The sequence below is a fragment of the Caulobacter sp. GW821-FHT09B08 genome (assembly GCF_059418225.1).
The window spans coordinates 62157-75862 of record NZ_JBWKPL010000005.1; the positions used below are offsets into that span (position 1 = coordinate 62157).

General features: G+C 65.4%; 13 protein-coding genes and 3 pseudogenes. 14 read left to right on the forward strand and 2 right to left on the reverse strand.

What is annotated here, in order from left to right:
• The first annotated feature begins 44 nt into the window (after window positions 1-44).
• From AC07OA_RS15450 to rpsC, 8 genes and pseudogenes are all read left to right on the forward strand, one after another.
• Entirely contained in the window at window positions 45-1004 is a 960-nt protein-coding gene (locus AC07OA_RS15450; protein ID WP_494664707.1) for a recombinase family protein, read from the forward strand.
• 20 nt (window positions 1005-1024) lie between these two features.
• A complete protein-coding gene (locus AC07OA_RS15455; protein ID WP_494664708.1) occupies window positions 1025-1534 on the forward strand; it encodes a hypothetical protein in 510 nt (169 codons plus the stop codon).
• A pseudogene (locus AC07OA_RS15460) lies at window positions 1531-2022 on the forward strand (ParB N-terminal domain-containing protein); the annotation flags it as partial. The gene AC07OA_RS15455 and the pseudogene AC07OA_RS15460, both read left to right, overlap by 4 nt.
• Window positions 2023-2104: 82 nt before the next feature.
• The gene (locus tag AC07OA_RS15465; RefSeq protein WP_494664709.1) at window positions 2105-2413 is read left to right on the forward strand and encodes a hypothetical protein; all 309 of its coding nucleotides are present in this window, start codon (window positions 2105-2107) and stop codon (window positions 2411-2413) included.
• 1 nt (window position 2414) lies between these two features.
• On the forward strand, window positions 2415-3329 hold the full coding sequence (locus tag AC07OA_RS15470; RefSeq protein WP_494664710.1) for a plasmid partitioning protein RepB C-terminal domain-containing protein: 915 nt from the start codon (window positions 2415-2417) through the stop codon (window positions 3327-3329).
• Window positions 3330-3341: 12 nt separating this feature from the next.
• Window positions 3342-4754, forward strand: coding sequence for a hypothetical protein (locus AC07OA_RS15475; RefSeq protein WP_494664711.1), 1413 nt, complete (start codon window positions 3342-3344; stop codon window positions 4752-4754).
• Window positions 4711-5898 carry a CHAT domain-containing protein gene (locus tag AC07OA_RS15480; protein ID WP_494664712.1) on the forward strand — a complete coding sequence of 396 codons (1188 nt, stop codon included), beginning with the start codon at window positions 4711-4713 and terminating at the stop codon, window positions 5896-5898. The genes AC07OA_RS15475 and AC07OA_RS15480 overlap by 44 nt, the downstream gene beginning before the upstream one ends.
• Before the next feature lie 2 nt (window positions 5899-5900).
• Window positions 5901-6614, forward strand: a pseudogene (rpsC, locus tag AC07OA_RS15485) (30S ribosomal protein S3); the annotation flags it as partial.
• Window positions 6615-7574: 960 nt separating this feature from the next.
• Here the strand turns inward: rpsC and AC07OA_RS15490 are convergent.
• Window positions 7575-8408, reverse strand: a complete 834-nt coding sequence (locus AC07OA_RS15490; protein WP_494664713.1) for a hypothetical protein — start codon at window positions 8406-8408, stop codon at window positions 7575-7577.
• 354 nt (window positions 8409-8762) lie between these two features.
• On the opposite strand from AC07OA_RS15490, the pseudogene AC07OA_RS15495 reads away from it, so the two are divergent.
• Window positions 8763-9383 (forward strand): annotated as a pseudogene (locus AC07OA_RS15495) (SpvB/TcaC N-terminal domain-containing protein); the annotation flags it as partial.
• On the opposite strand, the gene AC07OA_RS15500 reads toward AC07OA_RS15495, so the two are convergent.
• The gene (locus AC07OA_RS15500) at window positions 9351-9632 is read right to left on the reverse strand and encodes a prepilin peptidase (RefSeq protein WP_494664984.1); all 282 of its coding nucleotides are present in this window, start codon (window positions 9630-9632) and stop codon (window positions 9351-9353) included. The pseudogene AC07OA_RS15495 and the gene AC07OA_RS15500 sit on opposite strands and share 33 nt — an antisense overlap.
• Window positions 9633-9931: 299 nt before the next feature.
• On the opposite strand from AC07OA_RS15500, the gene AC07OA_RS15505 reads away from it, so the two are divergent.
• The 5 genes from AC07OA_RS15505 to AC07OA_RS15525 all read left to right on the forward strand — a co-directional run bounded on the left by AC07OA_RS15505 (window position 9932) and on the right by AC07OA_RS15525 (window position 13653).
• Window positions 9932-10540 carry an STN domain-containing protein gene (locus AC07OA_RS15505; RefSeq protein WP_494664714.1) on the forward strand — a complete coding sequence of 203 codons (609 nt, stop codon included), beginning with the start codon at window positions 9932-9934 and terminating at the stop codon, window positions 10538-10540.
• A gap of 89 nt (window positions 10541-10629) precedes the next feature.
• On the forward strand, window positions 10630-11271 hold the full coding sequence (locus AC07OA_RS15510; RefSeq protein ID WP_494664715.1) for a TonB family protein: 642 nt from the start codon (window positions 10630-10632) through the stop codon (window positions 11269-11271).
• Window positions 11268-11807 (forward strand): RNA polymerase sigma factor, encoded by a 540-nt coding sequence (locus AC07OA_RS15515; protein ID WP_494664716.1) that lies wholly within the window; start codon window positions 11268-11270, stop codon window positions 11805-11807. The genes AC07OA_RS15510 and AC07OA_RS15515 overlap by 4 nt, the downstream gene beginning before the upstream one ends.
• 21 nt (window positions 11808-11828) lie before the next feature.
• The gene (locus AC07OA_RS15520; protein WP_494664717.1) at window positions 11829-12806 is read left to right on the forward strand and encodes a FecR family protein; all 978 of its coding nucleotides are present in this window, start codon (window positions 11829-11831) and stop codon (window positions 12804-12806) included.
• Window positions 12807-12900: 94 nt separating this feature from the next.
• Window positions 12901-13653 (forward strand): helix-turn-helix transcriptional regulator, encoded by a 753-nt coding sequence (locus AC07OA_RS15525; RefSeq protein ID WP_494664718.1) that lies wholly within the window; start codon window positions 12901-12903, stop codon window positions 13651-13653.
• The last annotated feature ends 53 nt before the right edge of the window (window positions 13654-13706 follow it).

Below are 13706 nucleotides of genomic sequence, written 5' to 3' on the forward strand. Positions count from 1 at the left end.
AAAAGCCCGCCGGAGCGTCAGTGCGCGCGGCTCAGTACGTTCGGATGAGCACCGAGCATCAAAAATATTCGACCGAGAACCAGGCCGAGATCATCGCCCGGTACGCCGCGCGCAAGGGGGTCGAGATCGTTCAGACCTATGCTGACGAGGGCAAGAGCGGTCTGCGGCTGGACGGCCGCGATGCGCTCAAGCGCCTGATCGCCGATGTTAAGGCCGGCCGGGCCGACTTTCAGGCCATCCTCGTCTACGACGTCAGTCGCTGGGGCCGCTTTCAGGACGCCGACGAGAGCGCCTTCTACGAATTCCAGTGCCGCGAGGCCGGCATCATCGTCCACTACTGCGCCGAGCAATTCGAAAACGACGGCAGCCTTTCGGCCACCATCATCAAGAGCATGAAGCGGGCGATGGCCGGCGAGTACAGCCGCGAGTTGTCAGCCAAGGTCTTCACCGGACAGTGCCGCCTGATCACCCTGGGGTTTCGCCAGGGCGGGCCGGCCGGTTTTGGCCTGCGCCGCGTGCTGGTCGACGAGCATCGCCAGCGCAAGGGCGTGTTGAACCGCGGCGAGCAGAAGAGCCTGCAGACCGATCGCGTGGTTCTGGCCCCGGGGCCGGCCGAAGAGATCGAGATCGTCCAGCGCATCTACCGCATGTTCGTGCTGCATCGCCGGTCCGAGCGCGAGATCGCCATCCTGCTCAATGAGGAAGGGCTGGTGACGGATCTGGGCCGCGCCTGGACGCGCGGGGTTGTCCACCAAGTGCTGAGCAACGAAAAGTACGTCGGCAACAACGTCTACAATCGCGTCTCCTTCAAGCTGAAGAAGAAGCGGGTGGTCAACGAGCCCGACCACTGGGTGCGGGGCGACGGCGCCGACGCTATCGTCGATCCCGATTTCTTCCTGGCCGCGCGGCGGATCATCGAGGAGCGTACGCGTCGCTTCACCAATGAAGAGCTGCTCGAGCGTTTGACGGGGTTGCTGACGCAGCGGGCTGTCTCTCCGGCCTGATCATCGACGAGGTGGAGGACATGCCTTCCAGCTCCACTTACCGGCATCGGTTCGGCAGTCTCGTGCGCGCCTACGAACTGGTCGGCTACGCCATCCCGCGAGACTATCGCTACCTGGAGACCAACCGCGCCCTGCGCGCCTTGCACCCGAAGATCGTCGAACAGACGCTGGGCGCGATCCGCGGGCTGGGCGGCACGGTGCGGGTCGACCCCGTCACCGACCTGATGACCGTCAACGAGGAGTTCACAACCTCGTTGGCCATCGCTCGCTGCGCCCCGACCCCCAGCGGTGGTCGTTGGAAGATCCGGCTCGACGCGGGCCTGCGCCCCGACATCACCATCGCCGCGCGCATGAACGCCGACAACGCTACCGTCCGTGACTGGTATCTCCTGCCGTGGATCGACCTGGGTGAAGCGTCCAGGCTCAGGCTCGCCGAGGACAACGGCGTCTTCCTCGACGCCTATCGCTTCGATGACCTGGAGCCGTTCTTCGATCTGACGCGGCGCTTTCGCCTGCGGAGCGCGGCATGAACGAGCAGGATCAGCACATTCGCCGCATCCCGATCGCGGCGATCACCGTCCTCAACCCGCGCTCGCGCAACAAGCGGATCTTCCAGGAACTGGTCTCCAGCATCGCCAACCTGGGCCTCAAGAAGCCGATCACCGTCAGCGCCCGCGACGACGGCGGCTTTGACCTGATCTGCGGTCAGGGCCGGCTGGAGGCGTTCGTGGCCTTGGGCGAGACGGAGATCCCCGCCGTGGTCATGGAGGCCTCGGTCGAGGACTGCTTCGTCATGAGCCTGGTGGAAAACCTGGCCCGTCGCCAGCACAGTCCGATGGAGCTGGTCCACGAGATCGGCGCCCTGAAGGAGCGCGGCTACACGATCGCTGAAATCGCCCGAAAGACCGACTTCAGTCCCGAATACATCTGGGCGATCGTCTTCCTGCTCGAGAACGGCGAGGTGCGCTTGATCAACGCCGTCGAGCGCGGCGTCATTCCCCACACCATCGCCATGGAGATCGCCAAGGTCGGCGATGCAGAGGTCCAGAGCGCCCTGGCAGACGCCTATGAGAACAAGGCCTTGCCCCGGCAATCAGCTGGTGTCGATCCGCAAGATCATCGAGCAGCGCAAGACCAGCGGCAAGGCTGGCCACAGCGGAGCGCGGGGTGGTGGGGCAGAGCGGGTGCGGGTCACCGCCGACGCCCTGGTGCGGGCCTATCGCAAGGAGACCGATCGCCAGAAGCTGCTGATCAAGAAGGCCGCACTCGCCCAGAGCCGTCTGCTCTTCGTGGTCAACGGACTGCGGCGGCTCCTGGACGACGACCACTTCGTGACCCTCTTGCGGGCCGAGGCCATGCATACCTTGCCCAATCCCCTGGCCGAGCGCCTCGGCGTCCACGAGGCCTGAAATGGCCCCCGTCCGCGCCGCCTTCGAGCAGGACCTGGTCACGGTTCGGCTCGACGAAATCCTGCCCATGCGCAAAACGCCCGAGAAGGTCCTGACCTCGGTGAAGTTTCGTCGCATCGCCCAGTCGGTCGCCGAGGTCGGCGTCATCGAGCCGCTGGTCGTCGTCCGCTCGCCCGGCGGCGGGCCCTACATGCTGCTCGACGGCCATGTGCGCTTGGCGATCCTCAAGGACCTGGGCGAGCGCGAGACCCGCTGCCTGATCTCCGACGACGACGAAGCCTTCACCTATAACAAGCGGGTCAATCGGCTCGCCACCATCCAGGAGCACTACATGATCGTTCGCGCCATCGAGCGCGGCGTTTCCGAAGAGAAGCTCGCGCGCGCCCTGAATGTCGACGCCAAGGCCATTCGGCGCCGGCGCAGTCTGCTGGAGGGCGTTACGCCCGAAGTCGTCGAGATTCTGAAGGACCGGGCGGTCAATCCGGTGTCATTCGACGCGCTTCGCAAGATGAAGCCGATGCGCCAGATCGAGGTGGCCGAGCTGATGGTCTCGGCCGGAAACTACACCTCCGCCTACGCCAAGGCCCTGCTGGCCGCGACCCGCCGGACCGATCTGGTCCATGCCAACAAGCCCAAGAAGGTCGGCGGCATGACCAGCGAGCAGATGGCGCGGATGGAGCGGGAGATGGAGTCGCTGACCCAAGGCTTCAAAGCCCTGGAGACCTCCTATGGCGACGATGTCCTGCACCTGGTCATCGCCTCAGGCTATCTATCCCGCCTGATCGGCAACGCCGAGATCGAGCGGTATCTGCGCGGGCGCCATTCTGAGATCCTGGGCGAGTTTCGGGCCATCGTCGCGGCGGCGTTGCTGGATCGGGCGGTGACTTTGGGCGGGCCGAGCGAACCCAGTCTGTAAAACAGCGCGGTCATGGGCAAGCTGCACATGTTCACCAGGCCGAGCGGTCGCCTGGTTCGAAGGAGCCTGCGCAGGCTTTCCTTCGTCGGCTTTCAGAATCGCAGCATCCTTCGGTCGAAGCGAATGTCCGCCGGGAGTCCAGCCGACCCCATGGCCAGCCAACTGAACCTTCCTTTTTCCAAGCCGCTGCTGAGGCGCGGCCGAGCCAGCCTGTGGATTGTCGCCTGCCCGGACAGGGACGAAGAGCGAGCAGCGGAATTTCTTTCGCGATTTCGCCACCTTTTCGTCGACGCCCGCACCGGGGCGCTAACCATAGCGCCTCAGGATCACATCCTGCTCAAGATTCAGAACCGTGGGCGCTTTGAGCTTTTCGGTCCGGCCTTGCCGGCTAACGGCGCGATCGATCTCGACCTCGACTTGGCTCTCAGGGCTGCGGACTTGGCAGAACCGGCCATGGATGTGCGGCCGGATGAGAGATCCCGCCCGGTGGTAGGAATTTTCTTCGGGCGTTCGGGGCTTGCAACCGCACCACCGCCCAGGGACGCCACCAGCCTGGAAACCATCCTAGCGACCCTGCGGCACGCAACATTTCAGGCCTCACATCAGGCGCGGCTGGATCGTTCAGAGCGTGCCTACGAGCATTTGGCCGGCGTGGCCCCGCCCGGGCTGCTGGGGACCTTCACGCGTGAAGCGGCTGACGCCGCGCGCCAGCTCTGCGGTTCACCGCAGGACACACCTGCGGTGGCGCGGATGCAGGAGCTCTATCAGCAGGCAGACGGTTATTTTCGCCAATCGGGCCTGATTGGCCAATCTGACCGAGTGCGCGCCCTCTCGGACACCTCCGGCCTTGATCAATTGTGTTTTCCATTCGCGGAAACGGTAGGGGAGGGCGGGTTGGGCTCCACGCGCATGGCTTATCGCTACCTGCGCCTGATCGCTCACCGTTTCGATGCGCCAGCCTTGTTTGGAGCGCGTTCCACGGCGCAGGTAACGACGCCCCGGACGCGGATCGCCGACCTTGAGCTCAGCGACGCAGTCTTGTGTCGCTGGCTCGCCGGCCTTGGCTCATCACGGCTTCGCGCCTGGCACGACTGGTCGCCCGGCGAAGGCCCGGGCCGGTGGACACTGCAGGCTGGGCTCGACACTGATCTTTCCGTGCTGCTGGGTATTGCTGGACGTACGGGCGAAAAGGGCGGTAGATACTCGTTAAAGGCGTGGGGGCGGGGCTGTGTGGTCGAGCCGCGGAGGCTTGATTGCGCGATCGGAGAGCCGGCGCGTCTGTCGATAACAACCGATGGCCGGGGGGCTGGCGGTGTGGATCTGGAGCTCACCAGCGGCTCTGGCGCACGGTTGCCTCTTCGTCTGAAAACGCCGGACGCAGATGCTGAACAGCCAGAAGGTTTTCACCGACAGGGACGCCATTGAGCTCTTCGGGGACTACGAAACCCATCGCTTGAAAATCGAGCTGGGCTTGGAGGAGTTTGGGGGTGCCACCCCTGGCGCTGATATCCGCGACGCTGCTGATATCGTAGCGGCCGCCGCTCACAAGATCGTCGATTTTGGTGTGGTGTCCGACCTTGATGCTGCGCTGCTTGGCGAACTGGCCCTCGCCGGTAAGGCGCTGTTTGACAGCGTCATCCTTCCAAACGAGCAAACCAAGTTCCTGCTGGAGTTGGAGCGGGCCAGTGACAACCAGACCGACCGGCCGATGATCCGTGTTACCGGCTCGGCGACGCGCGTCCCCTGGCCGTTGATGTATTTTGGACCTCTCGAGCCGGATGATACGCCAGCGCTGGAGCTCTTCCTAGGCGCTCGGTATCTTTTTCTCTTCTCCCCGGCCCACTACGACTCGATGTCGATCGAAAACGACCTGGCGGGGTCCCCCGAAGAGTTGAAGACTTTCTGGACCGTCGAGCAGGACGGCTCTCTGGCCCATGTATGGGACGATACCTATCTCTTGGCTGATCAGCCGGCCAACCGCCGATGGTACGCCCCACTTTCGCCTAACCTACGGCGAGAGCTTAGCGTGTTGAGCGACAAGCCCGCCGACCGGCCGGCGATGGAAGAGCAACTCAGGAGCTTCGCCACGAGCGACAACAAAGCAGTTCTGCATTTAGACTGCCACGGCAAAATGAGGCCGGGGACGTATGATCCTTCGCGCGTCGCCATCCATGTGCGTGAAAAATTCCTAGCTGAACACGGCAAGGTCAGCGCGTGGGCATTCGGAAGCAATCCCAGACTCCTGGCCACTCTGAATGTCTGCCATTCGGGCGGCAGCCGCTTAGCTGAAGAGCATACCAGCATCGCCGAGGCCTTCATGAACCAGGGCATCGGAGGCGCGATCGCGCCCTTTGCCAAGGTTCCGTACAAATTGGCCATGCGCCTAAGTCGCCTGACCTACGAGGGCCTGTTGGCCGGGGCAACCGTGCGAAGCGCGTTTGACAGGGCGCAGATGGAAATGCTGCAGGACGATCCAGCCGTACTCCTCTTCGCCATCTGGGCCGACGTGCCCTATGTCGACTCTCCACTAGCCAAGCCTGGCCTCAACTTCACGGCCGGGCAGGCCTGATCATGGGGCAGAAGGTCAATCCGATCGGGCTGCGGCTCGGCGTCAACCGTACTTGGGACAGCCGCTGGTTCGCCGACGGCGAACAGTACGGCAAGCTTCTGCACCAGGACCTGGCGGTCCGCGCGATGCTGAAGAAGCGCCTGTACCCTGCCGGTGTCTCGCGGGTCATCATCGAGCGTCCGCACAAGAAGTTCCGCGTCACGATCTATGCCGCCCGTCCGGGCGTCATCATCGGCAAGAAGGGCGCCGACATCGACAAGCTCCGCAAGGATCTGTCGGTGATGACCGAAGGCGAGGTTCACCTGAACGTCGTTGAGATCCGCAAGCCCGAAACCGACGCCCAGCTGGTGGCCGAGTCCGTCGCCCAGCAGCTCGAGCGCCGGATCGCCTTCCGCCGCGCTATGAAGCGGTCGATCCAATCGGCTGTTCGTCTTGGCGCCAAGGGCATCCGCATCAACGTGTCGGGCCGTCTCGGCGGCGCTGAGATCGCGCGGATGGAATGGTATCGCGAAGGTCGCGTGCCGCTCCACACCCTGCGCGCGGACATCGACTACGGTTTCGCGGAAGCCAAGACCACCTACGGCATCATCGGCGTGAAGACCTGGATCTTCAAAGGCGAAGTGCTGGAGCATGACCCGATGGCCCAGGACAGACGCTGGGCCGCCGAGGCTCGCGGCGGCGAGGAAGGCCGTGACCGCGGCGACAGAGACGGCCGTCGGGGTGCGGCGCATGCCGACGGCCGTTACGGTGACTCGGGTAGTGATCGCAGGACCTCCAGAGACGTCGTCCGGCCCGTCGGACGACCGACCGCGCCCCGGGCGGCGGCGGGCGTTGCGGGGGAATCCCCGCAGGGGGAGGCCCGGGTAAGTCCACGTGTGGTGGTTTCCAAGATCGCTGAAGTTTCCGCTCAACCTGAACCAGTCCCGGCTGAGCGGGTTAACCGAAAAGTCATTGAAACGAAGCACGATTGGATAGCTCGGGCGGAACGTGAACTGATGCACGTCTTTACGACACCTTCCGCCGACACGGCCGAGCGTCGTGATCGGATTGTCCTGTTGTTGGAGCATGGGCAGCGGGCGCTCGCCGAGAACGTCTCCGAAGCGCCAATCTCACGTCGTCTGGCCGCTATCCTGCCCAGACTGTTTGAAGAGTTGTTCGCCACCGACAACAAGATCAGCTGGGCGGCCGCCTACGCCATCGCTGCTCTGCGTGCGCCCAAGCAATTCACCGCGGGCGATATCCCCGCGCGCAACAGCGCCCTGGAACGCGCGGTTCGTGGAGAGCTCGAAAGTTATCTGGCCGACCGACGCAACAGCCTCTTGTCCAAGGTGGAGATATCCGAGGTTAGCAAGCGTGGGACCACTTTCCGCGTCCAAGGCCGCGCTAGTGTGTCCACGGCGCTGCCCATCACCCTTGACGGCGTCCATCCACAAATGAAGCTGCCGCGATGGGCCAACACCGACGTCTCGACCCTGAGGGTTCAGATCAGCGAAGCCCGTGGATCGTTGGGACAGCGCTTTGAAAACGTTGTCCAGCACAGCGCATCAGAGCCGGATGAAGTCTTGGCGACCTGTGATTTTGAATTCGATTTCGCGGGACCTGAAGTCAGTGCGGTGACCATCAACCTCTTCCTTGATGGTCACCGCCTGGATGTTCACCGGTTCACTACCGATCGTCTATTGGCCGTCCCAGTCGTCTGACAGCAGGACGTCTTCGTCGCTATCCGACCAGAGCTCAGCGAGTGCGGCCTCGACGACGGCCTGATTGTCCTCGCTCGCGTAGATATTCTCCGGCCGCATGTCACGAAGACGCAGAGTTCCGTCCTCCTGCTCTTCCAGCAGCATCAACTCCAGCCCGAAATAGAGCGGTTCTTTGGCCGAAAAATAGATCTCCGCCTCGCGCTTTCTGACGACCGACAGGCCCTGGCCGGCCTCAGCGATCTCACCCATTTCCGCAGACACGTCGATGTCGTGATTGCGATCGTCGAGCACCTGCACCTCCAGACCGCGGGCCGACCAGGCGCCGGTCACGAGGTAGGCCTTGCGCCCTTGCAATGAGCCTTGGAAAAGATCCGAAAAGCGGCTGGCGGAGAGCACCTTGTAGGCTTCGTCGAACTTGAGGCGTTCGCAGGCGGGCGCAACGAGCTTGAAAGAGGCCTTGCTGGCCTTTTTGGCCTTGAGTTTGGCGGTGACGGCGACCTTGTCGACCAGCCCCCCGATCAGCGGAATGCGGGCCAGAATATTCGTGGAATCCTCGATCTCCATTGCGCTCGTCATCGTCGTGTTGAGTACCTGGGTCTTGGAGGTCGTGACCCGCTCTCCGGGCAGCTTTGACGGCGGCGGCGTGATCGCGTTCTTTAGATCCCAGGTCTCCAGCATGCCCGACTTCCGGTCGCCGATCACGTAGATCCGGCTAAGGGCCGACTCCCGGCGCGCGATCTTGATGGGATTGATCCGCATATCCAGGAACAGCCTGAGCAGCGGATCAGAGGTCTTGGAATTGCATATCATGTTCGAGATCCCCCTAAGACTGTGCAATGCTCCGATACCACACGTCGGCAGGCAAGCCGTTCCAACCGATCAGCAGGGAAAAGATATCCAGCGGTGCAATGCTCTTCAGCGCTGCCGAGGGACCATCAGCCGTGAGCGCTGAGATGTTGCGCGACCAACTCATCTGCCAACAGGCTGGGGCGAACCAGGGCGAACCAGGGCGAACGGTGTTGTGCGATCTCCATGTCGACGCCGCCGAGCGTGCGGGTCTGCCCGATTTTGTGGCGACGACCTAAGGGTTGTTAATTTTCCATTTACAACCAAACCAAGTTCGATGAACTTCGTTATGTGGGATTGGGGCAAAAATTCCTGGCGGTGTTGGCTGCACTGGCGTGTTTTGCGCCAGCGCTCGCGAGCGCTGACGACAGGCCCTCTCTTCCGGGAAGCTTCAGGATCGGAGCCGGCGGCAGCGCCTCCTATTCGATACCGATACAGCTGCCCCCTGGAGCCGGAGGCACCGCTCCGCTCCTGGCGCTGAGCTACGACAGCCAGAATACGGCGGGCGCGCTGGGCGCGGGGTGGACGGTTACTGGCCTTTCCGTCATCACCCGGGGTGGCAAGTCCATTTTCGAAGACGGGGCCGCAGACGGCGTGCGTCTGACCACTGAAGACGCGCTCTATCTGGATGGCCAGCGCCTGGTGGTGATCACGGCCCAGCCGGGCGGCGGTGGCCAGCGCATCGAATATCGCCTGCGCAATGACGACGGCAGTCGCGTTGTCGAGCAGAGGAACGGTGCAGCCAGGGTCTTCACTGTTCAGCGCAAGGGCGGCGTAAAGCTCGTCTACGGAGGAACGCCCGACAGCACCATCAGACTCGCCGATGGCTCAGCGCTCCTCTACGCGCTTAGCCGAACCACGGACACGTTCGGCAACTACGTGCTCTATCGGTATGTCCAGAACGGGTCAGGCGGGTTCGCCCTGGCGCAAGCCGAGTTCACGGGTAACGACACGCCGGGCAAGCCCGCTCAGGCGCCCTATGCCTCGGTCGATTTCGCCTACAGCACGCTCGCAACGCAACCGACGAGCTACTTGGAAGCTGACAATGGGCGCCAGGTCGACGATCCCCAGGGGGCGTCGGCAGGTGTCGCAAGCCGATCTCCCGACGATCCAGGCCCGCCCCGCCGGCAGCCGCAACGTGAGCAGTCCGACGAAGCTGCCGACGCAGGGCGCGACCGCCAGGGCCATGATCGTCCAGGAATGAGCGAGGCTCACGCGTATCGATCCCCTTGCACGAATTCGCCGCCCGTAGGGTGATCGCGAAAATTGATGACGCGCGCGCGAAGGTAGACGTCGGGGCCGAAGGTGACTCTTCTCCGACCTTGGGAAGATCTGCTTTTGAGCGGGTCGCCGCCTGGCCGATAGCTGTCGCAAATCCGTGAAGGTCCTGCGCTAACAAGCCCACTTCGCGGCGCGCTGCGGGGCCGGTGCCGATGTCAGGGTCTATCTTTCGCACAGGGTTTGGAGCGTGCGCGCTGGCGTTCGCCATGGCGGCGCCGTTCGCGCCCGTGATGGCGGCCCCGGCCGCGACGGCGGTCTACGCCTATCCGAGCCTTCCGTTGTCCGAGGCGCTGGCGCGGCTGGCCGAGCAGTCCGGCTTTCATGTCAATTACGACGAGCGCCTGGCCCATGGCCTGACCTCGCGCCCGGTCAGCGCCTCGACGCCCCAGGACGCCCTGGATCAGATGCTGGCGGGCACCGGGCTGGCGCCGCGCTTCACCCGGCGCGACGCCTTCACCCTCGTGCGCCGTTCGCCGGACGCGCGGCCCGACATGCGGCTGGACGACATGGTGGTCACCGCGCCGGTGATCGGAAAGGCGCGGTCCAGCGACTACGCCTGGTACGGCTCGATGCTGCTGGAGGAATGTTTCCGCAAGCTGCGGGGGCAGACCGCGCTGAAGGGCCGCAAGTACGAGCTGCAACTCTATGTCTGGCTGGACTCCGCCGGCGCGGTCACGCGCCTGGAGGCCGTGGGTCCGGAGGAGCAGGCCGAAACGCGGATGCTGATCGAGCAGGCCTTGGCCGAGTTGCACATGGTCAGCCTGCCGCCCACCGCCATGCCCCAGCCGATCAGGATGCGCATCAGCGCGATGTGATGGCGGTTTGGGCAGGAGCAGTGTCTCGAACCGGGAGACAGGGCGGGGCGTCGTCGGGGCGCGGACGTCGCATCGCCGTGGCGCTGGGCGTGACCCTGCTGGTGCATGGCGCGATGCTTTGGTCGTTCCTCGGGCGTCGCCAGGGACTGGAACCGCGGTCGTGGACCATGGACATGCTGCTGGTCAGCGCCGACGGAACGCCGCAGGCCGCGCGCCAGGGCGGTCGCGTCGAGGCCGCGTCGGGCGGCGCTCCGACGACCGGACGGAAGCCGGCGCAAAGCCCGGCGCCGGTCTCGTCCGGCGATGGCGCGGGCGGCGGGCGGGGGAGCGACGGCCAATCCACGCCCGAACTTTCCCAGGTCGCCCCGCCCTCGACCCAGACGGGCGAGGCGAGCGGCGCGCTCGACGGCCTGGACAGGGCGTCCTCGGAGGGGGCGGCGGCCGACAACGCCTATCAGCGCGCATTGCAAAGGCACATCCGGCCCTTTCGCCGATATCCCGCCGACGCGATCCCGCGACGGGCCGAGGGCGTCGTGGTCGTGCGCTTTCGCGTGAGTCGGACGGGGAATGTCGAGGAGGCGTGGGTCGCGGAGCGTTCGCCCGACCCCGCCCTGGATCGCGCCGCGCTGGAGACCCTTTGGCGCGCCGAGCCGATGCCGGGCGTGCCGAGCCAGTTCCCCGCGCCGGTCGAGGTCGAGCTGGCCATGCCGTTCAGGTTGCCTGGCCGATGAACCGCGACGTGCTGATGGGCTGGTTCATGCGGCTGTATCCGGAGCTGCGGACGCGGCTGCGGGGGCGGTTGCGTTCGCAGGACCTGGCCGACGAGGCGCTGAACGAGACCTGGCTGCGGCTGTCGCGCGAGGGCGAGGTGGGGCAGGTCCGGGACGCCAGAGCCTATCTGTCGCGCATGGCGATGAACATCGCGATCGACCGCAAGCGCGCCGGCGCGCGCCTGGCCTCGGCGATCGACATCGACGCCGTCCTGGCCCTTCCCGATCCCGACCCCGGACCCGAGCGCGCGGCGATGGCGCGGCTGGAGCTGAGCGCGGTCGAAGAGGCGTTGGCCCGGTTGACGCCACGCCGCCGGGCGATCCTGGCCGCCGCCCGCCTGGAGGGCCGCTCCTGCGCCGACATCGCCTTGGCGATGGGGCTTTCGAAGCGGACGGTGGAGATGGAATTGAGACACGCCCTGGATCACTGCGCCGATCATTTGGCGTCGCTGGAAAAGATCGGCTTCGTAAATCCCGACGCCGGTTCGTCTAGATAAGAGAATGGTCGCGAGCACTGGATGATGGACATTAGACGCGACAGCCCCGGGGGACTGCCAGACGCGGATCTGGATGCGCAGGCGCGCGCCTGGATCGCGCGCCTGAAATCGGGGGGCGCGACCGAACTGGACTTGCGAAGACTGGCCAGCTGGCGGGCCAGCTCGCCCGACGCCGAGCACGCCTTCGACCGCGCGCGGCGGCTTTGGGCGCGGCTTGGGCCGGCCCTGCAGGCCAGCGCCGACGCCAGGGTCGTGCCGCTGCGCCGTCCGTCGATGTCCCGTCGCGCCATGATAGGCGGCGGCGGCCTGATCGCCGCCTGCGCCGTCGCGGGCGTGTATCTGGCCGGAGGGACGCAGCGCCAGGACGCCATGCCCGGCACGGTGTTCGTCACCGAGAAGGGACAGCGCCGCCGCGTCGCGATCGCGCCGGGCGCGGTGGCCGAGCTCAACACCGCGACCCACGCGCGGGTCTGGAACCAGGCCGGCGAAAACGGGCTGGAGCTGATGAGCGGCGAGGTGCTGATCACGCTGGCCGGCGCCTCTTCCGCGGGGCGGTTCGTCGCCAGGGCTGGGGAGGCCGTGGCCATCGCCCGCGCCGCCGAGTTCCTGTTGCGCCGCCAGGGCCAGCAGGTCAGCGTCCTGTGCATGAAGGGCGACATGGTGGTGACGCGCGGCGACCAGGACTTCGCCCTGGCGCCCAACAGCCTGCTGAGCCTGGACGGGCCGCGAGCTGTGCTGAGCCAGGTGCGCGACACCGTGGAGACGACGGCCTGGCGGGTCGGCCAGCTGGTCTACAAGGATCGTCCGTTGATCGAGGTGATCGGCGAGCTCAATCGCTACCGCAAGGGGCGGATCGTGCTGCGCGACAAGGCCCTGGCCACCCGGCGGATCAGCGGCGTCGTGCACCTGGACCGCATCGACGGCGCCTTGACCAACTTCGCCCGATCGCTGGATGTCCGCATCGTGCGGCTGCCCGGCGACATCGTCGTCCTGGGCTGACCGGGCGAGGCGCGCGGGAACGTCCATGGGACCCGCCCGCCGCTTTCTTTGCGCATTCGCCGGAGCCGTCTCGTCCATAGGGCAGGAGGCTTCGATGGCGACAGCAGGACAAGGGCGGGCAGGCGTTGCCGCGAGCGGCGCGTCTCTGGCGTTGGATGCGGCCCTGGCCGAGACGTCGGACTTCGCCGCCTGTTTCGACGTGCTGGAAGCGAGCGCCGCGAGCGCCGGCTTCAGTGATGTTCTCTGCCGTCACTTCATTGAGGGGCACGGTCACGCGGACGGCCATGAGCGCCACACGCTGGATGGCGCGGTGTCGGCCTTGATGGCCGAGAGCGCCTTTCGACGCGCCTGGCCCGTGGAGGCCTACGCCCTTGGCCGCAGCCGACCGTTCCGCTGGACGACGTCCGAATGGCCCGGCGAGCAGGGTGTGACGGCGCGCCGCGCGATGGAGCGGCTGGCCGCGGCCGGCATCGAGGGCGGCGTGTCCCTGTCGGTGCGCGGGCCCATCCAGAGGGCGACCGTGGTCACGGGGTTCTGCGCCATGTCGCGGCTGTCGGCCTTCGCCGGTGACGGGCTGGATCGCTGGCAGGTCGCGGTGTCGCGTTTCCATGCCCGACTGTGCGAGGTGCTGTCGCCCCAGGTCATGCCGCCGGACCTTTCGCGACGTGAACGCGAGATCCTGCACCTGACGGCCAGCGGCCTCACCGCCCTGGCCGTGGCGCGCGAGCTGGGGGTCGCCGAGGCGACCATCAAGTTTCATCTCGCGGGTATTCGAAAAAAGTTGGGTGTCAGCAAAACTTCCGGCGCGGTGGCCAGATTCCAATCTCTGACGGGCCTTTTGAGTTGAATTCTAAGGTTTAGGGAATGTAATTACTGCCTTGAAGGTAGTAATTTTGCATT

Coding starts and splice junctions, on each gene's coding strand:
- AC07OA_RS15490 (WP_494664713.1), bottom strand. CDS start 8,408: ATGATATGCAATTCCAAGACCTCTGATCCGCTGCTCAGGCTGTTCCTG.
- AC07OA_RS15480 (WP_494664712.1), top strand. CDS start 4,711: ATGCTGAACAGCCAGAAGGTTTTCACCGACAGGGACGCCATTGAGCTC.
- AC07OA_RS15500 (WP_494664984.1), bottom strand. CDS start 9,632: ATGGCCCTGGCGGTCGCGCCCTGCGTCGGCAGCTTCGTCGGACTGCTC.
- AC07OA_RS15455 (WP_494664708.1), top strand. CDS start 1,025: ATGCCTTCCAGCTCCACTTACCGGCATCGGTTCGGCAGTCTCGTGCGC.
- AC07OA_RS15505 (WP_494664714.1), top strand. CDS start 9,932: ATGGCGGCGCCGTTCGCGCCCGTGATGGCGGCCCCGGCCGCGACGGCG.
- AC07OA_RS15470 (WP_494664710.1), top strand. CDS start 2,415: ATGGCCCCCGTCCGCGCCGCCTTCGAGCAGGACCTGGTCACGGTTCGG.
- AC07OA_RS15520 (WP_494664717.1), top strand. CDS start 11,829: ATGATGGACATTAGACGCGACAGCCCCGGGGGACTGCCAGACGCGGAT.
- AC07OA_RS15450 (WP_494664707.1), top strand. CDS start 45: ATGAGCACCGAGCATCAAAAATATTCGACCGAGAACCAGGCCGAGATC.
- AC07OA_RS15515 (WP_494664716.1), top strand. CDS start 11,268: ATGAACCGCGACGTGCTGATGGGCTGGTTCATGCGGCTGTATCCGGAG.
- AC07OA_RS15525 (WP_494664718.1), top strand. CDS start 12,901: ATGGCGACAGCAGGACAAGGGCGGGCAGGCGTTGCCGCGAGCGGCGCG.
- AC07OA_RS15475 (WP_494664711.1), top strand. CDS start 3,342: ATGGGCAAGCTGCACATGTTCACCAGGCCGAGCGGTCGCCTGGTTCGA.